Below are 26,431 nucleotides of genomic sequence, written 5' to 3'. Positions count from 1 at the left end.
TTCTTCCGCAACCGCACGATCCAGCATCGATCGCGCGGCGAAGCACAACTCCATCAGCGCGTACCGTTCGTGAACGGAACGCGGCTCATGTGCGCTCGCGCCTCCACGTCCGATCCCGGCTCGCGCAGTGCGCGATGCCGGGATGACGCGGCGACGATCAGACCGTCGGCGCCGCCATCGGCGCTGCGTCGGACGCAGGCGCAGCTTCCGGCGCCGGCGCGGCCTTCGGCTTGCGGGCACGCGTGAGCTTCGGCTTCGTCGTCTTCGGCTTTCCGAGCTTCGGCTTCGCCGCCTTCGCGGTGGCGGCTTTTGCAGTGGCGGCCTTCGCAGTGGTCTTGGCCGCAGCCGTCTTGGTGGCGGCCGTCTTCGTGGAAGCCGTCTTGGCGGCTTTGCCCGTGGCTTTGCGGCCCGCCGTCTTGGCGGTCGCGGCCTTCGGCGCGGCAGCCTTCGCGGCCTTGGTCGCCTTGGCCTTCGCGGGCTTCGCTGCCTTGGCGGTCTTCGGCGCCTTGGCGGCCTTCCCGGTCTTTGCCTTCGTGGTCTTTGCGGCCTTCGCGGCCGATTCCTTCGGCGCCTTGGTCGAATCCACGATCGCCGCGGTGGCGCCATTCTTGAGGATCGATTTGACGGCGTTCAGGGCCGAAGCCTTTGCGGTGTAGCCTTCGCTCTGGAACAGCGTCTCGCCGTTGCGCGCCTTGAAGCGCACGCGAAACTCGCCCTTGCGGTCCTTGGTGATCTCGAAGCTGTAGCCCGCCACGACAAATCCTCCCTGCTAGGCTCGCCGCGCGACTCGACGCAGCGACTCAGCCTTTCGTCAATGCGCGCGACGCGTCAAGTCCAACAGCTCAAATTTGATGCCAACAGCTTAATTTATCTTTCGCGCGACCGCTGATCACGCATGTGCGCGCTCGGCGCGCGCCGCATCGAGGCTGGTGGTGCGGTCGGGAATGGTGATGCGGAACGTCGCGCCGAGCGTGCCTTCGGCGAGGCGGATATCGCCGCCGTGCGCATGCACGAGCTCGGCGGATATGGCGAGGCCGAGCCCCGCGCCGCCGCGCCGCGTCGAGCCCTGGAACGCCTCAAACAGATGGGCGCGGGCCCTGGCCGGCACGCCGGGGCCGGTGTCCGACACCTCGATGGTGACGACCGTGCCCTCGCGCCGCGCCGCAAGCCGAACCTGGTCGCGCCCCGGATCGTTCGGCGCGCGCTGCTCCAGCGCCTGCAGACTGTTGCGGACGAGGTTCACCAGAACGCGGAAGAGCTGATCGGGATCGGCGTCCACTTCGAGGCCGCGGTCGATCGCCGCCACCCAGTCGATCGCGCTGCCCGGCAGCAGTCCCACCGCCTCGCGAACCTCCTGGGCAAGCGGGCCAAGCGCGAAACGCTGCCGCTCCGGCGGCGTCTCCTGGGCCCCGCCATAGGCGAGGGTCGCCTCGGCGAAGCCGATCGCGCGGTCGATCGCGCGGATCAGCATCGGCGCGAAGCGCTGCACCTCGGGGCTGTCGATCGCCGACAGCCGATCGGACAACAGATGGGCGGAGGCCATCATGTTGCGCAGGTCGTGATTGATCTTGGACACCGCGAGCCCGAGCGCCGCGAGCCGGCTCTTCGATTGCAGCGTGCTCTGCAACTGGCGCTGCATGGCCGCCAGCTCGTGCTCGGCCAAGCCAACCTCGTCGGTGCGCGCAGACGGCACGATGACGCGGCTGGCATCCTCGGGATGGGCGCGGAACGCCGTCATGTTGCCGGCGAGCCGGCGGATCGGCCGCACGATCAGCCACATCAGTGCAAGATAGACCAGCGTCGCGGTGATGCCGGAGATCGCCAGCGACAGGAGCAGGATGTTGCGCGAATAGACAAACATCGCCGTGCGTAGCGGACGCTCCTCCAGCACGATCTCGATGAAGCCGCCATCCATCGGCGCCGGCCCGACCACCCGCAGAATGCGGTTTTCGGTGGAGGTGAGCGTCTCGAAGGCCTCGATGATCGTAAGCCAGGGCGGGCCGCTGCGGGTGTCGACGTGGACGTCGACATCGGGCACCTTGCCGGCGATCGCCAGGAGCCGCCGGCTATCGGGCGTCTTGAGCGCCACCGCGTGGGCATCGACGCTGACCAGGAGGTCGCGCGTCAGATCGGCCGAGATCGTGCCGTCGGGTGCCGCCGCCCACACCAGCGCCACCGTGCGCGCCGCCGCCAGCCGGTCGGACAGCCAGGCCACGCGGAAATTGGCGATGGACGGCACGAAGATCAGCACTTCCGCCAGCATCACGAACACGATGGTGAGCAGAAGAAGCCGGCCCGACAGCCCAGGCCCGACGGATCGGAAACCCGGCGCGGTCGCGGCGCCTTCGTGTCCGCTCCTGTCGTGTCCGGTCTCTCTGTCGGTGTCGTTGTCGGTCTTGATGTTGCTCATGGCCGGCGGCGAGCTGCTGCGGCGTCATCCGAACCATCGCAGTGCCCGGATGATGCCTTTCGCCAGCCGACCGGTCAAACGCGGCGCGAAGAAGGCAAAGGCCGCCCGCCGGCCGATTTCCGCGCGCGTCGGATAGGGCGCAATGAGCGCGGCGAAGGTGCGGATGTTCGCCCCCCGCGCCACCGCGAGCGACCACGCGCCGATCATCTCGCCGGCATCGCGGCCGACGATCGCCGCCCCCAGAATGCGGCCACGCGCCGTCATCACCACCTGGAGGAAGCCCGCGGTGTCGCGCTCGGCTTGGGCGCGGTCGTTGTCGGAGAACGGCACGCGCACCACGCGCACGTCGCGATGGCGCGATCGCGCGGATGCCTCGTCGAGCCCCACCGCGGCGAGCTCCGGATCGGTGAAGGTGACGCGGGGAATGACGTCGGGATCGAACGTCACCGGCAGGCGGAACAGGGCGCTGCGCACCACCAGACCGGCCTGCCAGCCGGCGGCGTGGGTGAACATGGTGCCGCCGATGACGTCGCCGATGGCATAGACCCGGCGGTTGGTGGTGCGCAGGCCGGCATCCACGGCAATGCCGCGCGGCGAAGACGCGATGCCCGCCCGGTCGAGCCCGAGGCAATCGACATTCGGCCGGCGGCCGGCGGCGACCAGGAGGTGCGAGGCCTCAAGCGTGACGCGACCGCCGTTCTCCGCGATCTCGATCGCCACGCCATCCGCCGCGCGATGCACGGCGGCGACGTCGACCGGGCTTCGCACCACCACGCCCTCGCGCCGCAGCGCCGCGATCGCCACATCGGCGCAATCGGCCGCGTGCCCGGCGAGCGGGCGCGCCGCCTCCAGCACCGTCACCGCCGAACCCAGGCGGCAAAACGCCTGCGCCAGCTCGCAGCCCACCGGCCCGCCGCCGATGATGGCGAGATGGCGCGGCAGCACGTCGAGATCCCAGATCGTGTCGGTGGTCAGATGCGGCGTGTCGGTGAGCCCCGCGATCGGCGGCAGTGCCGGCTTCGAGCCGGTGGCGATGACGAAGCGCCGCGCCGCGATCTCGACATCGCCGGCCGCCACCACCCCGGCGCTGACGAAGCGGGCGCTGGCGCGGATCACCGTCACGCCAAGCGCGGTGAACCGCTCCTCCGAATCGTTGGGCGCGATCGCAGCCTGCACGGCGCGCACGTGCGCCATCACCGCGCGGAAATCGACCGTCGGCGCGCCGGCCGCGATGCCGAACGTCCCGGCGGTGCGGATCGCCTGCGCCCGCTTCGCCGCCGCCAGCAACGCCTTGGAGGGGACGCAGCCGGTGTTGAGGCAGTCGCCGCCCATCCTGTGGCGTTCGACCAGCACCACCGGCACGCCGAATCCGGCAGCCGCCGCGGCAACCGACAGGCCGCCGGAGCCCGCGCCGATGACGCAGAGATCGGGAGTGAGGCGCGTTGCCATCGCTTTGCCTGACCAGCCTGGCCGCGTCAGGTCGGCCGCTTCGCCGCGTCCGGCCGGCGAACGTGCCGCGCCAGAACCGGAAGCAGCGACAACGCACCCAACGCGACAAAACCGCCGACGAGCTCGGGCGTGAGAAAATCGGCGACCGAAAGCGCGACCCGGCAATCGCTGCCGCCGCGTGCCCGGCAGTCGTGGAGGGCGGCCGACTGGTCCGCCAGCGGCTCGCCGAGCCCCGAGCCGATCACCGCGAACACCAGCGTGCCCGGCAGGATGCCGAGCAGCGTCGCGGCGACATAGGCCGGCAGCCGCATGCCGGCGATCGCCGCCACCAGATTGACCATCCAGAACGGAAAGGCCGGAACCAGCCGCAGGAACAGGAGATAGCTGAAGGCGTGCTGCTGGAAGCGCGCAGCAAGCCGTGCCGCGCCGGCCCCGGCGGCGCGGACCAGATCGTCGCCGAGCGAGGTGCGCGCCAGCAGGAAGATCAGCGTGGCGCCGGTGGTGGCGGCGAAGGCGGAGGCTGCCGTTCCCACCGGCCAGCCGAACAGGAAGCCGCCGATCAGCGTCATGGCCGCCGCCCCCGGCAGCGACAGCGCCACAATGGCGGCATAGACGGCGACGAACGCCAGGACCGACGCCAGCGGATGGTGCACCACGAAGGCGTCGATCGCGGACCGGTGGTCGACCAGCGCGGTGAAGGAGACGTAGCGTTGGCCGCCGAGCGCGACGATCAGCATTGATGCGGCGAGCACGAGGATGAGCGGCAGCCTTCGCCGCCACCGGCCGGCCGGCCTCTCGCCGTCCTCGGGCATTCGGTCATGGACGCTCATAGATGGATGCTCATCGGCAGTTCAGGCGCGGCGTCATCGGGCAGCTCCATCGTGCGGCCTTTGCTCTCGGGTTCCGGAGCAAACCAGCCCTTTCGGCAAAGCAGGGGAGCTATGCCGATTCGGCGGCAGGGTTGGTGGTTGGTTCGATCCGGGCCTTGCCGAATCTATAACAGCGCAACGCCGGCAAACGATGCGCCCGGCGGCGGCATCACCGGCATTTGACGCGTTTGGCCGCCCGCCCGCACCCCCTGGTTGCCAGAGGGCGGTGCAGTCGCGCACAGGCAAGCACCCAGGCGTGGATTTCGATGCGAAGGACGCTTGTGCTTGTCGTCAGTTTGTGGTTTCTCCGCCTCAGCGTCCGGCGAGTCACGCTCGATCGGAAGCGCCCGCATCGGTGACACATCCCATGGGGCCGCAGGATCCGGGTCTGCAAGACCTCGATCCGAAGGCTCCTCGCCGTTGCCAGGTGGGGCCATAGCTCAGTTGGGAGAGCGCTTGAATGGCATTCAAGAGGTCAGGGGTTCGACTCCCCTTGGCTCCACCAAAATTCCCCTGATGTGACGGTCCTCCGGATGTGACGTTGGTGCTGGCTGGGCGTGTCCTGGTTGGACGCCGTTTCGGCCGCAAGACCCGCCTCGGCACCTCGCGTGACGATTCGTCCGGCCCGGTTCGCTGTGCCGCCGTGGCTGCGCTCAGCGCCCGGCCAGCCGGTCGAGCAGCCGGTCTAGCAGGAACTGCGACTTGACGTCGGGCAGGCGGGCGAAGCGGTCCGGCCCGGCAAGCTCGGCGACCGGTACCTCGATGACGGTGATGAATTCGTGTTCGTCGTCACGGCCGCCGCCGGTGCCGCGCGCAGCACCGTCGACCTCGGCCAGGAAATAGGTCAGCCGCTCGGTGGAGACGCCGGGCATGCTCCACAGCGTGGCGACGCGCTCCAGCTTGAGCGGCACGAGGCCGCATTCCTCCTCCAGTTCGCGCAGCGCGCAGGTCTCCTCGTCCTCGCCAGACTCGACGCAGCCGGCGCAAACCTCCAGCGTGTCGGGCGCGCCCGAGGCGATCGCCACCGGCGCCCGGAACTGGCGCACCAGGAACACCGTGCCACGCTGCGGATCGTAGGGCAGCACCGCCACCGCGTCGCCATGGTCCTCGATCTCGCGAGTGATCTCGCTGCCGTCGGCGGTGGCGTAGCGGGCGATCAGGAACCGCGCCCAGCCGTTGTGGACGCGCTCGGTGCGCAGCAGGCGGAAGCGGGATTCGGCGAATTGGGACTCGGCGACGTCAGGCTCGGCATCTTGGGCCATGCGTGGGGCTCCGGTTCGAAGAGGGCGAAAAACGCTCACCGCCAGCGGCGTCCGCCGGCGGTGGCGAAGGCGGCGCCGATGCTGCAGCCGGCGGTGAGGCCCAGCGCGAGCAAAGCCGCGGGCGGCAGGCCCTCGGGCTTGGAGGGCGGCACCGCGGCCGAGACCAGCCGGCCCGCCGGCCGCTCGACGGCGGGCGGGGCTGCGGGCGCCGCGGCCTCGCGGCGGGCGAGATCGAGCGCGGTGCGGGCGCGCTCGGCCGCCTGCTCCAGCGCCCGCAGACGGGCAACCGCGTCGATGGCCGCGGTCATGGCGGCGCGCTGGGCCTCGATCTCGGCCGACAGCGCCCGCTCGGCCGCCTCCGCCCGCTCCACGTCCTGGCGGGCCGCCGCGGCCAGGCGGACGGTCTCGGCGCGGATCTGGCTCTCGATGCGCCGCCGCTCCTCGCGCTGGGCCGCCAGCCGGGGGTGGCGCGGTCCCAGCTCGGTGGCGGCGAGGCGCTCCAGCCGCCGCGCTTCGGCGAGGTCGCCGCGCAGCGCGGCGATGACGGGCGAGCGAACCACCTCGGGCACGGTGTCGGGATCGGCGCCGCTGGCGGCAAGCCGCTCCATCTGGGCGAGGCGAACCCGCTCCTCGGCGGTGCGCACCCGCGCCAGCGACAGGCGCGCCTGCAGGGCGGCAAGCTGGGACGGCTCGACGGCCGGGCCGCCGGTGGCGGCAGCGATGCCGGTTTCGGCACGGGCGCGGTCGAGCCGCGCCTCGGCGTCGCGCAGTTCCTGCGCCAGACGATCGAGCCGGGCTTCCGCCGCGGCGTCGGGACGGGCGGGCGGTGGTGGGGTCGCCGGCAGGTCGGCGAGCACCAGCAGCGCCTGGGCCGCGGCATCGGCCAGCCGGGCCGTCTCGACCGCCTCGTCGCCGCTGGCCGTGATCACCAGCCGCTCGCCGGTTCGTCGCGCGGCGAGCCGCGCCTGCACGCGGGCCAGGGTTTCGGAACTTAGCGGGGCGTCGGGATTTGGCGGGACGTCGGGCATCAGCGTGCCGGTCGCCAGCACGTTGGCCACAACCCGCAGCACCGGCTCGGAAGCCAGCGCGTCCTCGGCCACCGCGGCGGCGGCCGGCGACGGCAGCGCGAGTTCGGCGCTGGCACGATAGCGCGGCGGCGCAAAGACCAGCACGGCCAGCGCGACCAGGATCCCGACCAGCCCGCACGCCAGGATCAGCGCGAGGCGCTGCAGCGCCACGCCGGACGGCCCGGGGCTGGTGCCCGTGGCGCCCTGGCCTGCTGCCTGTCCGCCCGCCTGCGCCACAAACGCCATGCTGCGACCCGTCTTCCTCCGGCTTGCTCTCTCCCCGCCCGGCGCTCCCGGCACCGGCCGGCCGGTTGGCCCACGCGGCCAGGGCCTCGGCGTGGGCCTCTCCCCGCCCGGCGCTCCCGGCACCGGCCGGCCGGTGGCCATAATGTTTAGCATACATGGCATTTTGACGCTGGCGGGCCGCCAGCGTCCGCTGGCGTCAGGCCCTGCGCCCTTGCGGGGGGACGTACGGGTGTCCATATCTGCCACATGGCGCCCGACTGCCGAAAGGACAGGCCGGGCGGACAGGCGGGGTGCTGCTTGAGGCGGGCCTCGCGGTCGAAGTCGCTTCACGAGGGCTTTGAGACCATGTCCCGTGTATCGTCCCTGTCGAGCCCCTTTCTGCTCGGCTTCGAAGAGATCGAGCGCGTTCTCGATCGCGTCAGCAAGGGCGCAGACGGCTATCCGCCGTACAATATCGAACGCCTGCCGCGCGATGCGGTGGGGTCGGATCGGCTGCGCATCGTGCTGGCGGTCGCCGGCTTCACGCGCGACCAGCTCGACGTGTCGCTGGAAGAGAACCAGCTCGTCATTCGCGGCCGGCAGGTCGATGCCGACGATGGCCGCGTGTATCTGCATCGCGGCATCGCCGCCCGCCAGTTCCAGCGTGCGTTCGTGCTGGCGGAGGGCATCGAGGTGCTCGGCGCGGATCTGAAGAATGGCCTGCTCACGGTCGACCTCGTCCGGCTGGAGCCGGAACGGGTCGCGCGGCGGATCGCCATCGCTTCGGATGAGTGAACCGGTCTCGACAACGAACAGGAGTCGGGAATGACCAACGATAACGAAACGGCCACCCACACCGGCGCTCTGATGAGTGCGGAGGCGTTCGCGCTGCTCGGCGGCGGCCAGCTTGCCTATGTCAAGCCGATCCGCTCCGAAGACGTGAAGGCACTGTTTCCCAAGGCGCCGTCGATCGAGCCGGGCCTGATGCTGTTTGCGCTGCATGGCGCGGACGGCACGCCGATCATGCTCGCCGACTCGCGCGAGGCGGTGGTGGCCAACGCGATCCAGAACGAGCTGCAGGCCGTCAGCGTGCACTGACGCGCGCGGATCCCCAGGGACGGGAGCGCCGGTGAGTTCGCCGGAGCTCTCGTCCTGTCGTCGTCGTCCGGTTGCTGGATGATCTGTTCAGTCCCTCACCCGCTCGCAGCAGCGATCCGGGCGAGGGGCAATTCGCGGTCACAGGACGTTGGGCCGGTCAGCCTGGAATCGCCCTCAAATGCACCGCCCGCCATCGACCTCCAGCACCACGCCGGTGAGGAACGACGCCTCGTCCGAGCACAGGAACAGCGCGGCATTGGCGATGTCCTGAGGGCTCGACAGGCGGCCGAGCGGCACGCTGGCGACGAATTTGGCGCGCGTCTCGGGCGTGTCCTGCCCCATGAAGCTGGCGAGCAGCGGCGTCTCGCCGACCACCGGCGCCAGCGCGCAGACGCGGATCTTGTGGCGCGCCAGCTCGATCGCCATCGACTTGGTCAGCGTGTGCACGGCGCCCTTGGTGCCGTTGTACCAGGTGAGGCCCGGCCGCGGCCGGATGGCGGCCGTCGAGCCGATATTGAGGATCATGCCCGAGCCCTGCGCCTGGAACACCGGCACCACGGCGTGGGCGAACAGGAAGATCGACTTTACATTGACTGCGAACAGGCGGTCGAACTCGGCCTCGCCGACCTCCAGCATCGGCCGGTTGTGGTGGGTGATGCCGGCATTGTTGACGACGATGTCGACGTGGCCGAACGCGTTGCGGGTGCGCGAGATCGCCGCCTCGACATCGGCCGCCTTGGCGACGTCGGCGGCGAGGGCGATGGCCGACCCATCGATCCGCTTTGCCACGGCCTCGGCGGCGGAGGTGTTGATGTCGAGCACCGCCACCTTGGCGCCCTCGCGCGCGAAGGTCTCGGCGATCACCTTGCCGAAGCCCGATCCGCCGCCGGTGACGATGGCAACCTTGTCCCGCAGACGCATGAAACGCTCCCACATACGGTTTCCAGTTGATCCCTTCGGGATGCTGGAAACAGTCTCGCCGAAATTTCCTTGACCGAAAGGGGATTTTTCGGCGGCTTGACCGACGGTTCCGGCTGATCCGCACCGACCCCGAAAACGGTCTCGCCGAGAATCCCGGTTCGAAACCGGAATTCTCGGCGAGCGGAATATGGTGTTCCGGCTTCCACCGGAAACCGTATCAGTTGCGGTAGCAGATCGTCCGCTGATAGCGCCTGGACCAGTAGCAGCGCTCCGGCGTGGTGGCCGCGCCGATTGCCGCACCCGCGACCGCGCCGATCGCGCCGCCGGCTAGCGCGCCGCCGCCGGTGCCGGTCGCCGCAGCGCCGATCACCGCCCCGGTGCCGGCGCCGATCAGGCCGCCGGCAACGGCGCGGTCGCGCGACGAGTATTGGCTGCATCCCCCCAGCGCCAAAGCGATAGCTGAAACCACGAGAATTTTCTTCATTGTCCTCCACCCTTGTTGCTGTTTGGGTCCGCACAGAACCGACTCGCAGGATCCGAAAACGCACGTCGTGACCCCGGACCCTACCCTTGCCGAAAATCCTTGCTACGAATTGTGTCTGGAACTTTGCCGAAAACTTTGCCTCGATCCTTGGTTAAAGCGTGGTGCTTGGCGCTGACACGCCTTCTAGCTCTGCCCGCGGTTCAGGCGCGCTCACCGCTCAGCTTCAGTACGCCAACTCGCCAACACGCCACCGGGTTCCGAACTCAATAATCGACCGCCACCAGATAGAGCCCATCCGGCGGCGCCATCGGGCCGCAGCGCGCGCGTTCGCGGGCATCGAGCGCCGATTTGAGGTCATGGGGCGTCCACTTGCCCTGACCGACGAGTACCAGCGAGCCGGTGATCGAGCGGATCTGGTGATGCAGAAAGGAGCGCGCCGAGGCCTCGATCGTCAGCTCGTCGCCGTCGCGGGCGACCGCGAGGCGATCCAGCGTCTTGACCGGGCTCCTGGCCTGGCACTCGGCGGCGCGGAAGGTGGTGAAGTCGTGCCGGCCGACCAGAAGCTGGGCGGCGGCGTGCATCGTCTCCGCATCGAGCGGGCGGATGACGTGCCAGGCGCGGGCCCGCAGCACGGTGAGCGGCGCCCGGCGATTGACGATGCGATAACGATAGTGCCGCTGGCGCGCCGACAGGCGGGCATTGAATTCGTCGGCGGCCCGCGCTGCGGCCAGCACCGCCACCGGGTACGGCCGCAGATGCGCATTCAGGCCGTCGCGCAGGGTGTCCGGCCGCCAGTCGCGCGCAAGATCGAGATGAGCGACCTGCCCCAGCGCATGGACGCCGGCATCGGTGCGCCCGGCGCCGGTGGGCCGCACCCGCTCGCCCGACAGCGCGAACACCGCATCCGCCAGCACGCCCTGAACGCTGGCGCCGGCAGCCTGCACCTGCCAGCCGACGAACGGGGTGCCGTCATATTCGATGGTCAGGCTGAACCGCGGCATCGCGCCCTTCGCACGGTTTCCGGGCGACAAACTCGGGGCGGTCCTCGGGGCGGTCAACGCCGGTGAGCCGCGCTCCCTTCCCCTCTCCCCTTGCGGGAGAGGGTGCCGAGCGATCTTCAGATCGCGAGGCGGGTGAGGGGTGGGCTCTCAGGCCGGAAAATCCCCACTCTCCCGGCTCAACCTCGCTATGCTCGGTCTCGCCACCCTCTCCCGAAAGGGGAGAGGGTCGAAAGAAGCCGCGCCGATCACGCTGCGCCGACCACCCGGAAGCCGTATGGGCCCGAACGCGTCCGTTCGGGCCGAACCCCGGATCAGGCGACCTCGCGGCTGTCCTGCCAGCGCAGGAACGCCACAGCCAGCGGCGTCGCCGCCTTGGCCAGCGACTGATAGGGCACCACCGTCGGCGGCCCGAACGGCAATGCGATGTCCTGGTCGGGCGTACCGGTGACGGAGCGGGCCAGTTCGCGGCCGACCGACAGCGCCAGCGCCACGCCGCGGCCATTGCAGCCGGTCCAGCCCACCGCGTCGGGGCCGAGCTTGTGGAAGCGCGGGAAATGGTCGGGCGTCACCGCGATGCGGCCGTTCCAGACATAGTCGAACCGCACGTCGTCGAACACGCCCGGGTAGAGGCGCTGCAGGCGGCGGGTGATGTGGGTCTTCAGGTTCCAGGCGCCGCTGAGCGGGTTGGCGAGCGCGCCGCCGGTGACCAGCCGGCCGCGGGCATCCCAGCGCATGAAATGCGGATCGAGATGGGTGTCGGTCAGCGCATGGCGGCGCGGCAGCACCGCCTGCTGCACCGAGGCCGGCATCGGCTCGGTGGCGATCTGCCACGACAGCACCGGCAGGATCTCGCGGCGGATATGGGTGGCCGGGGTGCCCATCAGCGAGGCGAACTCGCCGGTATAGGCGTTGGTGGCCAGGATCAGCGCGCGGGCGGTGAGCCGGCCGTCCTTGGTGTCCACCACCCAGCGGTCCTCGTCGCGGCGGATGCCATAGGCCGGCGAATTGGCGTAGATGCGGCCGCGGGCAACCGTCACCGCCTGGGCGAGGCCGCGCGTCAGCGCCAGCGGATTGACGTGGCCGCCCGAGCGGTTCTCCCAGCCGCCGAACCAGGCGTCCGAGCCGGTCAGTTGGCGCACCTGCTCGCTGGTCAGCAGACTGACCGGCGCGCCACGCTTCGCCCACTGTTCGACGCGGCTCTCGACCTGCCGCATGCGGCCGTCCGAGTGGGCCGGCTGGAGCCAGCCGGTCTGCTGGGCCTCGGCGACGATGCCGAGGCGGGAGACGGTGTTGAACAGATGCTGGGCGCTGTTGCGCAGCAGGCCGACGAAGCGTTCGCCGGCCTCGCCTTCGCGGGCGATGATGTCGTCGGGATCGTGGAACGGAAGGGTGGGAATGACTTGGCCGTTGTTGCGGCCAGCGGCGCCCCAGCCGGGCTCGGCCGCCTCGATCACCGCCACGCTGTGGCCGGTCTCGGCGAGATGAAGCGCCGCCGCCAGACCGGAAAGGCCGCCGCCCACGACGACGACATCGGCCTCGGCCTCGCCGTCAAGGGTGCGATAGGTGGGTCCGCCGGCCGTGACCGCCGCCCAGAGGGATTTCGGGAACGCCACGCCGGGGCGGGCTGCCTGTCGGTTCGCAGTCATCTGCCTCTGTCCACAAACTGTCCTGTGCTTACCAAGGCCGGTGGTCATGGTTCGCGGGTCATGAGCCGGGGGGTCATGGGCCGGGGATCATGCGGCGTGCTAGCACGTATTTCTTATCAACGGCATACCGATCTTTCGTGATCTTCCGCCCGTGGCGCCCAAATTCTCCGCACACATGCTGCGGCCAAGAGCTCGCGGGAGTTCCAAAGCGCTTTGAAACGCCAGCAAACGAACCCCTCCCTCATGCGGCGGCCGACCACGAAGCTGCAGCATGACGGTCAACAAACCCTGCCTCACGCGGGGTCCGCCCGGCCGGAACCTGCCGGAACGGTCAAATATTAATGAATCGCCCGGCGACGACAACCTTGCGACAGCCGGCGCGACCGGTGGAGGGACGTCAGGTCCGCCTGCCGCGAAGGCCGGCGAGCTGCGCGAGGTCGAAGGCGCCCATCGCCTGGACGGCCGCGGCATAGACCGCGCCGCCGCAGCCGATGAGGGCCGTGAGCGCCAGCACCCGCGCCGCGGTGCCGCCCTCCAGAAGACCCGCGGCCAACTCCCGCACGAGCGCGAGCGCGAGCGCCATCAGCGCTGCGGCGGCGACCACCTTGGCCAGGGTGCGCGGCGTTGACCGATCGAGCCGCAGCCGGCCGCGCCGCGCCTCGATGGCGGCGAGGCTCGCGGCATTGACCCAGCCCGAGGCGGCCATCGCCGCCGCCACGCCGGCCGCGCCGAACGCCGGCAACAGCAGCACGCCGCCGGCGATCGCCACGACGAGCCCGGCGAGCGCCGTCATCATCGGAGTGGCGGTATCGGTGTGGGCGTAGGCGCCGGCGGCGAACACCTTCTCCAGAACGTGGCCGGGCAGGCCGAAGGCCATGGCCGCCAGCACCGCGGCGGTGGCGGCGCTGTCCGCAGGCCCGAAGGCGCCGCGCTCGAACAGGGTGCGGGCGATCGGGTCGGCCAGCAGCACCAGCCCGACCGCGGCCGGCAGCGCCAGCCCGGCGGCGAACTCGACGGCCCGCGACTGGGCGCCGCCCAGCGCCGCGCCATCGGCGGCGCGGGCGTGGGCGGCCAGCACCGGCACCAGCACGCCCGCGGCGATCGCCGCGACGATGCCGAGCGGCAGCTCGTAGAGCCGGTCGGCATACCAGAGGTAGGAGGCGGCGCCGGGCACGCCCGAGGCGATGGCCACCGCGGCGAAGAACTTGATCTGCGGAATGCCGGCGGCGATGAGCCCCGGCCCGGCGCGGCGGAAGAAGCGCCTCATGTCCGGCCCGGCATCGACGCAGGGCCGGTCGAGCGGCCGCACCGGCAGCCTTGCGGCGGCGACGCCGACCAGCGCGAGCTGGACGAGCCCGGCCAGGAGCACCGCCAGCGCCAGCAGCGTGCCCGCCGCCGGGGTCTCGGCCATGCCGCCGAACAGCGCCGCCGCCAGGGCCGCGATCATCACCACATTGAAGGCGATCGGCAGTGCGGCGGCCGCCCCCACTCGGCCAGTGGCGTTGAGCACCCCGGCCAGCACCGCCACCAGCCCGGCCAGCACCACATAGCCGACCGTCCAGCGCGCCCAGCCGACGGCGAGCGCGAAACGGGCATCCTGCGGCGCGAATCCCGGTGCGATCAGCCCGACCACCTGCGGCATGAACAGGGCGGCGAGCGCCGCCAGCCCCGCCAGCACCGCCGCCAGCGAGCCGAACACCCGGCCGGTGAAGGCGCGGGCGGCCTCCGGCCCGGCCTCGGCCCTGCGCGTCAGCCACGCCGGCACGAAGGCGGCGTTCAGCGCGCCCTCGGCCAGCAGGCGGCGGGCGAGATTGGGCAACTGGAAGGCGGCGACGAAGGCGTCGGCGAGCGGACCCGCCCCCAGCACCGCGGCCATCAGCGCGTCGCGCACGAAGCCCAGCACGCGCGAGACCAGCGTGGCGGCGCCGACGGACGAGACCTTGCGCAGGAGGGACATGCGATTCGCTTTCGGCCGACCCTAGCCGGCCAGGATGAAGCCGTCATGGGGACCGGCGTTCCTGGGGACCGGCGTTGCGCCAGGCCGGTGGCGATGCTAGGCCGCGGCCGCCCTCCTCAGCGCGGATCCTGTCCCATGACCTTTCGCTACGACGTCCTCGGTCTCGGCAATGCAATCGTCGATGTGCTGTCGCGCTGCGAGGAGGATTTCCTCACCGCCCAGGCGATGACCAAGGGCGCGATGACGCTGATCGACGAGACCCGCGCCGAGGCGATCTATGCGGCGATGGGGCCGGCGATCGAGGTCTCCGGCGGCTCGGCCGCCAACACCATCGCCGGCATCGCCGCGCTCGGCGGCCGCGCCGCCTTCGCCGGCAAGGTGAAGGCGGACGGGCTCGGCGCCACCTTCCGCCACGACATCCGCTCGCTCGGCGTCGCCTTCGACACGCCGGCCGCCGCCGACGGCCCGGCCACCGCGCGCTGCTTCATCCTGGTGACGCCGGACGGCCAGCGCACCATGAACACCTATCTCGGCGCCGCCCAGGATCTGGCCCCCGGCGACATCGACCGCGACACGGTGGCGGCCTCGGCGGTGACCTATCTCGAAGGCTATCTGTGGGATCCGCCGAACGCAAAGGAAGCGTTTCGGGCGGCGGCGGCCTACGCCCATGAGGCAAAGCGCCACGTGGCGCTGACGCTGTCGGACGCGTTCTGTGTCGATCGCTGGCGCGACGAGTTCCTGCATCTTCTGCGCTCCGGCACCGTCGACATCGTGTTCGCCAACGAGGCCGAGCTGCACGCGCTCTACCAGACCGCTGACTTCGCCACCGCGCTGGCGGCGATCCGCCAGGACGCCAGGCTCGCGGTGGTGACGCGCAGCGAGAAGGGCGCGCTGGTGATGAATGCCGCGGGTCCGGTCGAGGTGCCGGCCATGCCGGTGGAGCGGGTGGTCGACACCACTGGCGCCGGCGACCTGTTCGCCGCCGGCTTCCTGCATGGCTTCGCCCGCGGCTTCGACCACGCCACCGCGGCGCGGCTCGGCGCGATGGCGGCGGCCGAGGTGATCTCGCACATGGGGGCGCGGCCCGAGGCGAATCTCCAGGCACTGGCGGCGGAGAACGGCTTGCCCGCATGATGCGGTTTGCGGCAGGTCGGGCCGCGAAGCCGTGGTCCGATCGCCGAAAATCCCGTTGGCGAACAATGGGTTTTCGGCAAAGCCGTTTCCGGCCTCCCGGAGGGATCGACCGGAAGCCGGATGATCTCGATCCCGTGCCGGACGCATTGGCGCGGCACTGCGGGCCGGGGGGCGCGAAAGGTATCCCGTGGCCGGGACGGCGGGCGGACCGTCCCGGCCACGCCTCTTGTGGGCTTTACCCCCGCTCCTTATATAGCCGCCGAACCCTTGAGGGGCCGCGCTTTGGTTGGACGCGGCGGGGCTTTACGGCCGCTTCGCGATTCCACCAGCATCCGGGTGCTCTAAAAGGCCCGGCCGGCCCGCTGCAGAAGGAAGGCTACCGCAATGTCGAAAGTCATCGGCATCGACCTCGGAACCACCAATTCCTGCGTCGCGGTCATGGAAGGCAAGACGCCGAAAGTGATCGAGAACGCTGAAGGCGCCCGCACCACGCCTTCGATCGTCGCCTTCACCGACGATGGCGAGCGGCTCGTCGGCCAGCCGGCCAAGCGCCAGGCCGTCACCAATCCGGAACGGACCTTCTTCGCGGTGAAGCGCCTGATCGGCCGCCGCTACGACGATCCGATGGTCGAGAAGGACAAGAAGCTCGTCCCCTACAAGATCGTGCGCGCCGGCAATGGCGACGCCTGGGTCGAGGCCGACGGCAAGAGCTATTCGCCCTCCCAGATCTCCGCCTTCACGCTGCAGAAGATGAAGGAGACCGCCGAGGCCTATCTCGGCGCCAAGGTCGACAAGGCGGTGATCACCGTCCCGGCCTACTTCAACGACGCCCAGCGCCAGGCCACCAAGGACGCCGGCAAGATCGCCGGCCTGGAAGTGCTGCGCATCATCAACGAGCCGACCGCGGCCGCGCTGGCCTACGGCCTGGAGAAGAAGGGCAACGGCACCATCGCCGTCTACGACCTCGGCGGCGGCACCTTCGACGTCTCGATCCTCGAGATCGGCGACGGCGTGTTCGAGGTGAAGTCGACCAATGGCGACACCTTCCTCGGCGGCGAGGACTTCGACATGCGCCTCGTCGGCTACCTCGCCGACGAGTTCCAGAAGGAGCAGGGCATCGACCTGCGCCGCGACAAGCTGGCGCTGCAGCGGCTCAAGGAGGCCGCGGAGAAGGCCAAGATCGAGCTGTCCTCCACCACCCAGACCGAGATCAACCTGCCGTTCATCACGGCGGACGCATCCGGCCCCAAGCACCTGACCATGAAGCTCACCCGCGCCAAGTTCGAGGCGCTGGTGGACGACCTGATCCAGAAGACCGTCGAGCCCTGCCGCAAAGCGCTGAAGGACGCCGGCCTCACCGCCGGCGAGATCGACGAAGTGGTGCTGGTCGGCGGCATGACCCGCATGCCGAAGGTCCAGGAGATCGTGAAGCAGTTCTTCGGCAAGGAGCCGCACAAGGGCGTCAACCCCGACGAGGTGGTGGCGATCGGCGCGGCGATCCAGGCCGGCGTGCTGCAGGGCGACGTGCGCGACGTGCTGCTGCTCGACGTCACGCCCCTTTCGCTGGGCATCGAGACGCTGGGCGGCGTCTTCACCCGCCTGATCGACCGCAACACCACCATCCCGACCAAGAAGAGCCAGGTGTTCTCGACCGCCGAGGACAACCAGAACGCGGTGACCATCCGCGTCTTCCAGGGCGAGCGCGAGATGGCGGCCGACAACAAGATGCTCGGCCAGTTCGACCTAATGGGCATTCCGCCGGCCCCGCGCGGCGTGCCGCAGATCGAGGTGACGTTCGACATCGACGCCAACGGCATCGTCAATGTCTCGGCCAAGGACAAGGGCACTGGCAAGGAGCAGCAGATCCGCATCCAGGCCTCGGGCGGCCTCTCCGACGCCGACATCGAGCGCATGGTCAAGGACGCCGAGTCGCACGCCGCCGAGGACAAGAAGCGGCGCGAGGCGGTGGAGGCCAAGAACCAGGCCGACGCGCTGGTCCACTCGACCGAGAAGTCGCTGGCCGACTACGGCGCCAAGGTGTCGGCGGCCGACCGCAAGATGATCGAGGATGCGCTCGCCGACCTCAAGACCGCGCTCAAGGGCGATGACGCCGAGGCCATCAAGGCCAAGGCCAACACGCTGGCCCAGGTGTCGATGAAGCTCGGCGAGGCGATGTATGCCGCCAGCCAGGGCGATGCCGGCGGGCCGGGCGCTGGCGCGGGTGCGACCGGCGGCCAGCAGGACGACGTGGTGGACGCCGAGTTCACCGAGGTCGACGACGACAAGAAGAACAAGAAGTCGGCCTGACCGCTGGAGACCGGACCATGGCCCTCGTCCTCCATGCCGACAGCCGGCGTCCAGGGGACGGGGGCGTTTCACCCCTTATCGGTCGCATTCGGCCGGCGCACCTCGCAAAGGGGTGCGCCGCACGCGTCCTGAGGGGCGGTGCGGAACATGCACGGCACTGAAACCATGTCCAAGCGCGATTATTACGAGGTTCTGGGCGTGTCGCGCGAGGCGACGCACGTGGACCTCAAGTCGGCATTCCGCAAGCTGGCGATGAAATGGCACCCGGATCGCAACCCGGGCGACACCGACGCCGAGCATCGCTTCAAGGAAATCAACGAAGCCTACGACATCCTGAAGGACGAGCAGAAGCGCGCCGCCTATGACCGCTTCGGCCACGCCGCCTTCGAGCACGGCGGGGGCGGGGCCGGGCCGGCCGGCTTCGGCTCCGACTTCGCCAACACGTTTGCCGACATTTTCGACGATCTGTTCGGGGTCGGCGGGCGGGCGCGCTCGCGCGCCCCGGGCCGCGAGCGCGGCGCCGATCTCCGCTACAACATGGAGATCACGCTCGACGAGGCCTTCAAGGGCAAGAGCGCCCAGATCCGCATCCCCACCACGGTCGCCTGCGAGGCGTGCTCGGGCTCGGGCGCGGCGCCCGGCACCAGCCCGGTCCCCTGCCGCACCTGCGGCGGCGCCGGGCGCATCCGCCATCAGCAGGGCTTCTTCACGCTGGAGCGCACCTGCCCGACCTGCCAGGGCCGCGGCACGGTGATCGACGACCCCTGCCAGGCCTGCGGCGGCGCCGGGCGGGTGACGCGCGAGCGCAACCTGGCGGTCAATATTCCGGCCGGCGTCGAGGACGGCACCCGCATCCGCCTTGCCGGCGAGGGCGAGGCCGGGATGCGCGGCGGCCCGAACGGCGACCTCTATATCTTCCTGTCGATCCAGCCGCACCCCTTCTTCCAGCGCGAGGGCTCCGACCTCTACTGCCGGGTGCCGATCTCGATGGTCACCGCCGCGCTCGGCGGCGAGTTCCAGGTGCCGACCATCGACGGCGGCAAGACCAAGGTTAAGGTGCCCGAGGGCACCCAGTCCGGAAAGCGATTCCGCTTGCCGGGCAAGGGCATGCCGGTGCTGCGCTCGAAGGCTTCCGGCGACATGTACGTCCAGGTGGTGATCGAGACGCCGCAGAAGCTGTCCAAGCGCCAGAAGGAGCTGCTGCAGGAGTTCGACCGCGCCTCCTCCAAGGAGAACCATCCCGAATCCGCCGGCTTTTTCGCCAAGGTGCGGGATTTCTTCGACGGCATGCGCGAATAGAGGGGCCTTGCGGGGCCCCTTGCCTTGACCGGCCCAAACGCTCGGTTTAAGCCTTTCGTCACCTCGCCGGGCCCGTCCGGAAACCGGTCATGCTCCAAAGAAATTTTAACGCGAAGAAGCCGCTGCGCCTCGACGACGAGGTGCGCTTCCTTCAGTCGTGGTTCCAGCGTCCGCTGATCACCGGCGCGGTGGCACCCTCCGGCCGCGCGCTCGCGCGCGCCATGGCCGAGCAGGTCGATCTGTCCCGACCCGGGGCGGTGATCGAGCTCGGCCCCGGCACCGGCGCCGTCACCGAGGCGCTGATCGCCCGCGGCCTGTCGACCGAGCGGCTGGTGCTGGTGGAGTTCAACGACCAGTTCTGCCGCCTGCTGGCCCGCCGCTATCCGGCCGCCACCGTGGTGCAGGGCGATGCCTATGCGCTGACGCGGGCGCTGCACCACCAGCTCACCGAGCCGGCCGCGGCGGTGGTGTCGTCGCTGCCGCTGTTCACCAAGCCGCTGCCGCAACGGCTGTCGCTGCTCGACGCAGCGTTCCGGATGATGCATCCGGGCGCGCCCTTCATCCAGTTCACCTATGCGGTGGTGCCGCCGATCCCCAAGCATGCCGGCGACTATTCCGCCCATGTGAGCCCGCGAATCTGGATGAACGTGCCGCCGGCACGGGTCTGGGTTTATCGCCGCGGCTGAGCTAGAGTTTGCTCGACGCCAGCATCGCTCGGCGCGCGGCGGCGGCCTGACCCACAGCCCGTCGCCCGATGCGAGGTCCGGCCGCGGGGCTGGCGTTTCGTGTTCCGATCGCTGAAAATCCGAATCGCAACCGAGGGTTTTCGGCGCGCCGGATCCAGAACCCCGGCCCTTGGGCCGGCTTGCGTATCAGCCTTCAGGCGGACAGGGAACGAAGGTCCATGCTCGTAGCGGCTCGCGAACGCCTCATCGTTGCGCTCGACGTCCCGACGGTCGGCGAGGCCGAGGAACTGGTCGAGGCGCTGGCCGAATCGACGGTGTTCTACAAGATCGGCCTGGAGCTGGCGGTGGCCGGCGGCATCGAGTTTGCCGGCGAGCTGGCGGCGGCCGGCTATCACGTCTTCCTCGATCTCAAGCTGCACGACATCGGCAACACGGTGGAGCGCGCCACCCGGCGCGCCGCCGAGCTCGGCGTGTCCTTCCTCACCGTCCACGCCTATCCCCAGACCATGCGCGCCGCCGTCGCCGGGCGCGGCAGTTCCGACCTGCGGATTCTCGCGGTCACGGTGCTGACCTCGTGGGACGACGGCGATCTCGCCGCCGCCGGCATCCAGGGCTCGGTCGCCGAGACCGTGGCGCGCCAGGCCGCCCAGGCCAAGGAGATCGGCGTCGACGGCATCGTCTGCGCGGCGGCGGAGGCCGCCGCGGTGCGGGCCATCGTCGGCCCGGACATGGCGCTGGTGACGCCGGGCATCCGCCCGGCCGGCGCCGCAAAGGGCGACCAGAAGCGGGTGGTGGGACCGGCCGCCGCCGTCCGGGCGGGGGCGGACTATCTCGTCGTCGGCCGCCCGATCATCGCCGCGCCCGACCCCAAGCGCGCCGCCGACGCCATCGTCGGCGAGATCGCCGCGGCCGCCGCGATCTGAGGCGGCGCTCCCCGCCTGCCGTCCCGGGCGGACAGCCAGGCTGCGAGCCCCTCGGCCGCCGGCAGGACAAGCACACTTTCGTCTCGGCACCCTTTCGTCTCGCCATCCCGGCTCGTGCGCCGATTGCGAGGCATCCCGGCGCCTGACCGGGACGACGATGACCACTTGGAGGTGACGATGGCCAAGGGATACTGGATCGCGCGGGTCGATGTGAAGGACCCCTCGCTCTACGACGAATACCGCAAGCGCAACGCTATCGCGTTCGCCAAGTTCGGCGGCCGGTTCATCGTGCGCGGCGGCCCGTTCGAGGGGATGGGCACCTCCAGGGCCCACAATGTGGTGCTGGAATTCCCGAGCATCGAGGCCGCGAAGGCCTGCTACGCCTCGCCCGAGTATCAGGACGCCAAGCAGTATCTGCTGCGCGGCTGCGAGGTCGATGTTGTGGTCATCGAGGGCTATGACGGGCCGCAGCCCGGCTGACCGCTCCGAAAGCGACTTGACTCCGCGAGGCGCCTCGCGACAGTCCCGGGCGTCAATGCGGGAGGATGGGATGGCCGATCTGCGGCTGGTGGTGGTGGGCGCCGGCGGGCGCATGGGACGCGCCCTTATTCGCGCGATCGAGGAAGCCGACGGCGTGACGCTGGCCGGCGCGCTCGAGCGCCCGGGGTCTCCGGCGCTGGGGCGCGATGCCGGTGTGCTGGCCGGGCTGCCGGCGCTCGGCGTGCCGGTGCTCGACGATCCGCAGGCGGCCTTCGAGGGCGCGGACGGGGTGCTCGATTTCACCGCGCCCGAATCGAGCGTGCTTCATGCTGGGCTCGCCGCCGACGCCGGCCTCTTCCACGTCATCGGCACCACCGGCCTCTCGGCCGAGGACGAGGCGGCGCTGGCGGCGGCGGCCGAACGCACCGTGCTGGTCAAGTCCGGCAATATGAGCCTCGGCGTCAACCTGCTGGCGGCGCTGGTCAAGCGCGCCGCGGCGACGCTCGGGCCGGACTTCGACATCGAGATCGTCGAGATGCATCACCGCATGAAGGTCGATGCCCCCTCCGGCACGGCGCTGCTGCTCGGCAGGGCCGCGGCGGAGGGCCGCGGCGTCGACCTCGACGAGCGGGCGGTGCGCGGCCGCGACGGCATCACCGGCGCCCGGCACGCGGGCGACATCGGCTTCGCCGCGCTGCGCGGCGGCACGGTGGTGGGCGACCACGACGTGATCTTCGCCGGCACGTCCGAGCGCCTCGTGCTCGGCCACAAGGCCGAGGACCGCATGATCTTCGCGCGTGGCGCGCTCCGGGCCGCGCAGTGGGCGCGGGGCAAGGCGCCGGGCCTCTATTCGATGGCCGACGTGCTCGGCCTCAAAGACTTCTGACAACCGCAAGGATTTCCGATGAGCGATCGCCTCCTCGTGCTCTGCCGCCATGGCCAGAGCGACTGGAACCTGAAGAACCTGTTCACCGGCTGGAAGGATCCCGGCCTCACCGAGCTGGGCGTCGAAGAGGCCAAGGCCGCCGGCCGCAAGCTGAAGAATCTCGGTCTCACCTTCGATATCGCCTTCACCTCGGACCTGTCGCGCGCCCAGGAGACGCTGCGCCTCGCGCTCGATGAGATCGGCCAGCCGGAGCTTGAGACCATCCGCGACTGGCGGCTGAACGAGCGCGACTATGGCGACCTGACCGGCCTCAACAAGGACGACGCCCGCAAGAAATGGGGCGAGGAGCAGGTGCACATCTGGCGCCGCTCCTACGACATCGCGCCCCCCGGCGGCGAAAGCCTGAAGGACACCGTGGCCCGCACCCTGCCCTATTACGTCCAGGAGATCCTGCCGCAGGTGCTGCGCGGCAGGCACGTGCTGGTCTCGGCCCACGGCAATTCGCTGCGCGCGCTGGTGATGGTGCTGGAGCGGCTGACGCCGGAAGGCATCCTCAAGCGCGAGCTCGCCACCGGCGTGCCGATCGTCTACCGCCTCAACGCCGATTCGACGGTGGAAAGCTGGCAGGATCTGGCGGGCTGATAGGGCTTCCGGCAACCGAAAAAATCTTTTCAGATCAATGGTTTTTCGGCTCAGTCGCGCCGCGGCACGTCATCGCGGCGCGGCTGGCGGCGCTTGGGCGTCCGCTCCGGCTTGGGTTGAGCGGGCGGGGCAGGACTCGCCGGCAGCGGGATGGCGACGCCGACCGCCCGCAGCGCCTGGTCGGCCGCCCGCTCGCCCGACAGCCAGGCGCCGCCAACGGTGCCCCACTGCGTCTCGTGGCTGGCTTCGCCGGCGACGAACAGCCGGTTGTCGATCGGCTGGGCGAGGGCGCGCCGCATCGGCTGGGCGCCGGGCGGCGCCGCCGAGACCGCGCCCAGGATGGTCGGCTCATGGCCCCAGCGGGTGGCAAAGGTGCGGCCGATGGCCTTGCGGATGCCGGCGCCGTAATGGGCGGCCAGCGTGTCGGTGACGAACGCCACCATGGCCGCGGAGCCCGCCTGCTCCAGCTCGCGCCCCGCCCGCCCGCCGATGCCGGCAACGGCGAGGTCGGTGCCGCCGACGCGGCCGCGCAGCGTCATCGCGGCGGGGCTTGGCACCTTGAACACCACGCGCTCGTCGTCGCGCAGCCGCAGCGGATTGCCGGCCAGCTCGATGCCGATGCGGTTGTAGCTGCCCAGCGTCAGGCGCTGGCAGGCGCCGGCGAGCGCCGCCGGCAGCCCCGGCTTGAAGCGGATGGTGCCGCCCGCCAGCACCGCGGTCGACACGGTGAGCACGACGGCGCGGGCGCGCAGGGTGCCGCGCGGGGTGGCGAGCGTGATCAGCCGGCCGGACCAGTCGATCTCGGTGACCGGCGTCGAATGCTGAACGGCGAGCGGCACGGCGGCCAGCGCCAGGATGGTGCCGAGCCCCTGGCGGCAGACTGCCTCCTCGTCGCGCTCCTCGGCGCGGGCGTAGTCGGCGGCCGAGACCTCGTCGAGATCCTTGCTGGAGAAGGTGGGGCCGAGCAGGAACGACACGGTCGGCAGCCAGTCGCCGATGTCGGGCACGGCGCGGGCGGCGGCGATGTCGGTGCGCTGCTCGCCGGCGGTGAGGATCGCGCGGTTGGCGCGGCTCAGCGCGCTGGCGAAATCCTCGGCGTCGGCGTCGCGGGCGTCCCGCGAGCCGATGCGCACGCGCTGCAGGCGCAGCGCGGTGGCGGCGTCGAGCCCGTTGGCGCGGGCGATCTCGACCAGCGGATTGCGTCGCGGCCCCCACAGCCGGTCGGCCCCGAGGTCGAACGGCAGACCGAACGTCGTGGCATTGGTCTGGGCCCGTCCCCCCGCCCGGTCGAGCGCCTCGGTCAGCGCATAGGTGCGGCCGTAGCTGGCGACGCGCCGCGCCGCGGCGAGGCCGGCGGCACCCGCGCCGACGATGGCGACGTCGACCTCGCCCGCCGCCGCGACTTGGCCGAGCGCACGGCCCGGCATTGCCGCCGCGGCCGCGCCGGCAACCAGAAAATGTCTGCGATTCATCAGCATGTCAGTTTCGAACGCTAGCACGCAGGCTTATTGGATGCACCCTTGCGGGCGACGGGCCGCCGGCATACCTCATCGCGGTTTCGGGGGGGCGAGACCCATATGAATCTGTTCGAGGCTGCGATCCGCGCGCTGCGCCAGACCCTCAGTCCGGCGCTGCGCGGCGTGCTGTGGAGGTCGATCGGCTTGGCCACCGGCTTGCTGCTGATCGGCGCGGTAGCGCTGCACCGGTCGATGGTGTGGTTCGTCGACCGCGGCGCTGACTGGCTGCTGGCCCTGTCGGGCGGCGGCTATGCCGGACCGATCGGCGTGGCCGAAGGGGTGGTGGCGGTGCTGGCCGGGCTCGGCCTGTTCATCGCCTTCGTCTTCCTGGTGCCGCCGGTCACCGCGCTGGTGGCCAGCATGTTCGCCGACGACGTCGCCGAGACGGTGGAGCGGCGCGACTACCCCCACCATCCGCCGGGCCGCGCCCTGCCTGTCTGGGTGGCGGTGTGGGAGGCGGCGAAGTTCTTTGGCGTGGTGCTGCTGGTCAACCTCGCCGCGCTGCCGACGCTGCTGATCGCCGGCATCGGCATCGTGGTGTTCTTCCTGGCCAACACCTACCTCTTGGGACGCGAATACTTCGAGATGGTGGCGATGCGCTTCCGCTCGCCCGAGGAGGCGCAGGCGCTGCGCCGCGCCCATGCCGGGCGGGTGTTCCTCGCCGGCCTGCCGATCGCGGCGCTGGTGTCGGTGCCGATCCTCAGCCTGATCACGCCGATCTTCGCCACCGTCTACATGGTGCACGTCCACAAGATCATCTCGGCCGAGCGCGGCGAGACGTGAGGCAGGAGCGCTCGTTCCCCTCTCCCCTTGTGGGAGAGGGTGCCGAGCGATCGTCAGATCGTGAGGCGGGTGAGGGGTAAATCTTCCAGCATTCGCAATATGTACCCCTCACCCGGCTCGACCTCGCGCCGCTCGGTCTCTCCACCCTCTCCCGCAAGGGGAGAGGGAAGAAGCCGAGCCGATCACGCAGCACCCGCCTCAACCGGCGAAATAGCGTTCCAGGATGCGGCGGTAGATCGCCGTGAGCGCCTGAAGCTCGGCCACCGGCACCGCCTCGTCGACCTGGTGCATGGTGGTGCCGACGAGCCCGAGCTCGACCACCGGGCAGGCCGACTTGATGAAGCGCGCATCCGAGGTGCCGCCGCCGGTCGAGGGTTCCGGCCGCCGGCCGGTGGTCTCGAACACCGCATCCGAGACAAGCTGGGTGAACGGCCCGGCCGGGGTGAGGAAGCATTCCGACACGGTGGGGTCCCACGCGACGCGCCAGCGGCCGACCGGGGCGGCAACCCCGATCTCGGCCTCGATGTGGGCGCGCAGGCTGGCCGGCGTCCAGCGGTCGTTGAAGCGGATGTTGAAGCGCGCCTCGACCTTGGCCGGGATGACGTTGAAGGCCGGATTGCCAGTGTCGATCGACACGAATTCCAGATTCGAGGGCTGGAACTGCGCGGTGCCGCCGTCGAGCGGGCGGGCGTAGAGGTGATTGAGGATGCGGGCGAGGCGCCGGATCGGATTGTCGGCGCGGTGGGGATAGGCGACGTGGCCCTGCGTGCCCTCCACCACCAGCGTGCCCGACAGCGAGCCGCGCCGGCCCACTTTCAGCGTGTCGCCGAGCTCGGCCACCGAAGTCGGCTCGCCGAGCACGCAGTGATCGAAGGCGAAGCCCCGCTCGCGCGCCCAGTCGAGCAGCTTCTGCGTGCCGTTGATCGCCGGGCCTTCCTCGTCGCCGGTGATGAGGAAGGAGAGGGTGCCGCCCGACTTGAGATCCCGTGCGGCGAGGAATTCGCTCGCTGCGGCCACCATGGCGGCGATGCCGCCCTTCATGTCGACCGCGCCGCGGCCGACGAGCCTGCCATCGATCACCTCGCCCGCGAATGGCGGCGCGCTCCAGGCCGCCGCGTCGCCGGGCGGCACCACGTCGGTGTGGCCGGCGAACACGAGGTGCGGCCGGCCCTCGCCGAGGGTGGCGATGAGGTTCTCGACGTCCGGCGTGCCGGGGGCGGAGAAGGTGACGCGGTGCACGGCGAAGCCGAGCGGGGCGAGCGTGCGGGCGAGCAGATCGAGCGCGCCGCCCTCGGCCGGCGTGACCGAGGGACACCGCACCAGGGCGCGGGCGAAAGCCAGGGGGTCGATGACACGTACCATATGGCCGGTTGTCTATCGCCGCG

At 70.6% G+C, this 26,431-nt stretch carries 24 protein-coding genes and 1 tRNA gene; 12 read left to right on the top strand and 13 right to left on the bottom strand.

Going from position 1 to position 26,431, the window contains the following annotated elements; all coding sequences use genetic code 11:
- Positions 1-157: 157 nt before the first annotated feature.
- The 4 genes from F1193_RS17745 to F1193_RS03795 all read right to left on the bottom strand — a co-directional run bounded on the left by F1193_RS17745 (position 158) and on the right by F1193_RS03795 (position 4,689).
- Positions 158-754 (bottom strand): YegP family protein, encoded by a 597-nt coding sequence (locus F1193_RS17745; RefSeq protein ID WP_150096338.1) that lies wholly within the window; start codon positions 752-754, stop codon positions 158-160.
- Positions 755-889: 135 nt separating this feature from the next.
- Positions 890-2,410, bottom strand: coding sequence for a sensor histidine kinase (locus F1193_RS03805; RefSeq protein ID WP_150096337.1), 1,521 nt, complete (start codon positions 2,408-2,410; stop codon positions 890-892).
- A 24-nt stretch (positions 2,411-2,434) separates the two neighbouring features.
- A complete protein-coding gene (locus F1193_RS03800) occupies positions 2,435-3,859 on the bottom strand; it encodes a dihydrolipoyl dehydrogenase family protein (protein ID WP_150096336.1) in 1,425 nt (474 codons plus the stop codon).
- A 26-nt stretch (positions 3,860-3,885) separates the two neighbouring features.
- Positions 3,886-4,689, bottom strand: a complete 804-nt coding sequence (locus F1193_RS03795; protein ID WP_150096335.1) for a TVP38/TMEM64 family protein — start codon at positions 4,687-4,689, stop codon at positions 3,886-3,888.
- A gap of 468 nt (positions 4,690-5,157) precedes the next feature.
- Between F1193_RS03795 and F1193_RS03790 the strand changes: the two genes are divergently transcribed.
- A tRNA-Ala gene (locus F1193_RS03790) sits at positions 5,158-5,233 on the top strand.
- 148 nt (positions 5,234-5,381) lie between these two features.
- On the opposite strand, the gene F1193_RS03785 is transcribed toward F1193_RS03790, so the two are convergent.
- Entirely contained in the window at positions 5,382-5,990 is a 609-nt protein-coding gene (locus F1193_RS03785; protein ID WP_150096334.1) for an NUDIX domain-containing protein, read from the bottom strand.
- Positions 5,991-6,025: 35 nt separating this feature from the next.
- Positions 6,026-7,303, bottom strand: a complete 1,278-nt coding sequence (locus F1193_RS03780) for a hypothetical protein (RefSeq protein WP_150096333.1) — start codon at positions 7,301-7,303, stop codon at positions 6,026-6,028.
- Between the two features lie 345 nt (positions 7,304-7,648).
- On the opposite strand from F1193_RS03780, the gene F1193_RS03775 reads away from it, so the two are divergent.
- The gene (locus tag F1193_RS03775) at positions 7,649-8,077 is read left to right on the top strand and encodes an Hsp20 family protein (protein ID WP_150096332.1); all 429 of its coding nucleotides are present in this window, start codon (positions 7,649-7,651) and stop codon (positions 8,075-8,077) included.
- 30 nt (positions 8,078-8,107) lie between these two features.
- Positions 8,108-8,380, top strand: a complete 273-nt coding sequence (locus F1193_RS03770; RefSeq protein WP_150096331.1) for a BQ00720 family protein — start codon at positions 8,108-8,110, stop codon at positions 8,378-8,380.
- A 174-nt stretch (positions 8,381-8,554) separates the two neighbouring features.
- Here F1193_RS03770 and F1193_RS03765 read toward each other — a convergent pair whose 3' ends face one another.
- The 5 genes from F1193_RS03765 to murJ all read right to left on the bottom strand — a co-directional run bounded on the left by F1193_RS03765 (position 8,555) and on the right by murJ (position 14,389).
- Complete coding sequence (locus F1193_RS03765; RefSeq protein WP_150096330.1) at positions 8,555-9,301, bottom strand: glucose 1-dehydrogenase; 747 nt, start codon at positions 9,299-9,301, stop codon at positions 8,555-8,557.
- Between the two features lie 217 nt (positions 9,302-9,518).
- Positions 9,519-9,785 carry a glycine zipper domain-containing protein gene (locus F1193_RS03760; protein WP_150096329.1) on the bottom strand — a complete coding sequence of 89 codons (267 nt, stop codon included), beginning with the start codon at positions 9,783-9,785 and terminating at the stop codon, positions 9,519-9,521.
- 263 nt (positions 9,786-10,048) lie between these two features.
- Positions 10,049-10,786, bottom strand: coding sequence for a tRNA pseudouridine(38-40) synthase TruA (truA, locus tag F1193_RS03755; protein WP_150096328.1), 738 nt, complete (start codon positions 10,784-10,786; stop codon positions 10,049-10,051).
- Positions 10,787-11,097: 311 nt separating this feature from the next.
- Positions 11,098-12,432 (bottom strand): NAD(P)/FAD-dependent oxidoreductase, encoded by a 1,335-nt coding sequence (locus F1193_RS03750; RefSeq protein WP_150096327.1) that lies wholly within the window; start codon positions 12,430-12,432, stop codon positions 11,098-11,100.
- Between the two features lie 397 nt (positions 12,433-12,829).
- Positions 12,830-14,389, bottom strand: a complete 1,560-nt coding sequence (gene murJ / locus F1193_RS03745; protein WP_150096326.1) for a murein biosynthesis integral membrane protein MurJ — start codon at positions 14,387-14,389, stop codon at positions 12,830-12,832.
- Between the two features lie 135 nt (positions 14,390-14,524).
- Here murJ and F1193_RS03740 point away from each other — a divergent pair, with 135 nt between their 5' ends.
- The 8 genes from F1193_RS03740 (at position 14,525) to F1193_RS03705 (ending at position 22,746) form a co-directional block, all read left to right on the top strand.
- Positions 14,525-15,523: an adenosine kinase gene (locus F1193_RS03740; protein ID WP_150096325.1), complete on the top strand. Its 999-nt coding sequence runs from the start codon at positions 14,525-14,527 to the stop codon at positions 15,521-15,523.
- A gap of 384 nt (positions 15,524-15,907) precedes the next feature.
- The gene (gene dnaK / locus F1193_RS03735) at positions 15,908-17,830 is read left to right on the top strand and encodes a molecular chaperone DnaK (RefSeq protein ID WP_150096324.1); all 1,923 of its coding nucleotides are present in this window, start codon (positions 15,908-15,910) and stop codon (positions 17,828-17,830) included.
- A gap of 165 nt (positions 17,831-17,995) precedes the next feature.
- Positions 17,996-19,129 carry a molecular chaperone DnaJ gene (gene dnaJ, locus F1193_RS03730; protein ID WP_150096365.1) on the top strand — a complete coding sequence of 378 codons (1,134 nt, stop codon included), beginning with the start codon at positions 17,996-17,998 and terminating at the stop codon, positions 19,127-19,129.
- Between the two features lie 89 nt (positions 19,130-19,218).
- Entirely contained in the window at positions 19,219-19,815 is a 597-nt protein-coding gene (locus tag F1193_RS03725; protein WP_150096323.1) for a class I SAM-dependent methyltransferase, read from the top strand.
- A gap of 218 nt (positions 19,816-20,033) precedes the next feature.
- Complete coding sequence (pyrF, locus tag F1193_RS03720) at positions 20,034-20,738, top strand: orotidine-5'-phosphate decarboxylase (protein ID WP_150096322.1); 705 nt, start codon at positions 20,034-20,036, stop codon at positions 20,736-20,738.
- A gap of 177 nt (positions 20,739-20,915) precedes the next feature.
- Positions 20,916-21,218, top strand: a complete 303-nt coding sequence (locus F1193_RS03715) for a DUF1330 domain-containing protein (RefSeq protein WP_150096321.1) — start codon at positions 20,916-20,918, stop codon at positions 21,216-21,218.
- A 70-nt stretch (positions 21,219-21,288) separates the two neighbouring features.
- Positions 21,289-22,104: a 4-hydroxy-tetrahydrodipicolinate reductase gene (dapB, locus tag F1193_RS03710; protein ID WP_150096320.1), complete on the top strand. Its 816-nt coding sequence runs from the start codon at positions 21,289-21,291 to the stop codon at positions 22,102-22,104.
- 18 nt (positions 22,105-22,122) lie between these two features.
- Positions 22,123-22,746 carry a 2,3-bisphosphoglycerate-dependent phosphoglycerate mutase gene (locus tag F1193_RS03705; protein WP_150096319.1) on the top strand — a complete coding sequence of 208 codons (624 nt, stop codon included), beginning with the start codon at positions 22,123-22,125 and terminating at the stop codon, positions 22,744-22,746.
- 50 nt (positions 22,747-22,796) lie between these two features.
- On the opposite strand, the gene F1193_RS03700 is transcribed toward F1193_RS03705, so the two are convergent.
- Positions 22,797-24,224 carry a flavin monoamine oxidase family protein gene (locus tag F1193_RS03700; protein WP_150096318.1) on the bottom strand — a complete coding sequence of 476 codons (1,428 nt, stop codon included), beginning with the start codon at positions 24,222-24,224 and terminating at the stop codon, positions 22,797-22,799.
- Between the two features lie 99 nt (positions 24,225-24,323).
- On the opposite strand from F1193_RS03700, the gene F1193_RS03695 reads away from it, so the two are divergent.
- Positions 24,324-25,046, top strand: coding sequence for a sulfate transporter family protein (locus F1193_RS03695; RefSeq protein ID WP_246164104.1), 723 nt, complete (start codon positions 24,324-24,326; stop codon positions 25,044-25,046).
- Positions 25,047-25,244: 198 nt separating this feature from the next.
- Here the strand turns inward: F1193_RS03695 and dapE are convergent, their stop codons facing one another.
- The gene (gene dapE, locus F1193_RS03690; RefSeq protein ID WP_150096317.1) at positions 25,245-26,408 is read right to left on the bottom strand and encodes a succinyl-diaminopimelate desuccinylase; all 1,164 of its coding nucleotides are present in this window, start codon (positions 26,406-26,408) and stop codon (positions 25,245-25,247) included.
- Between the last annotated feature and the right edge of the window lie 23 nt (positions 26,409-26,431).

The organism is Blastochloris sulfoviridis, assembly GCF_008630065.1.
Taxonomy (GTDB): Bacteria; Pseudomonadota; Alphaproteobacteria; order Rhizobiales; family Xanthobacteraceae; genus Blastochloris; species Blastochloris sulfoviridis.
Note: the sequence above shows the minus strand (reverse complement) of the source record. Positions and strands in the feature narration are given on the sequence as shown.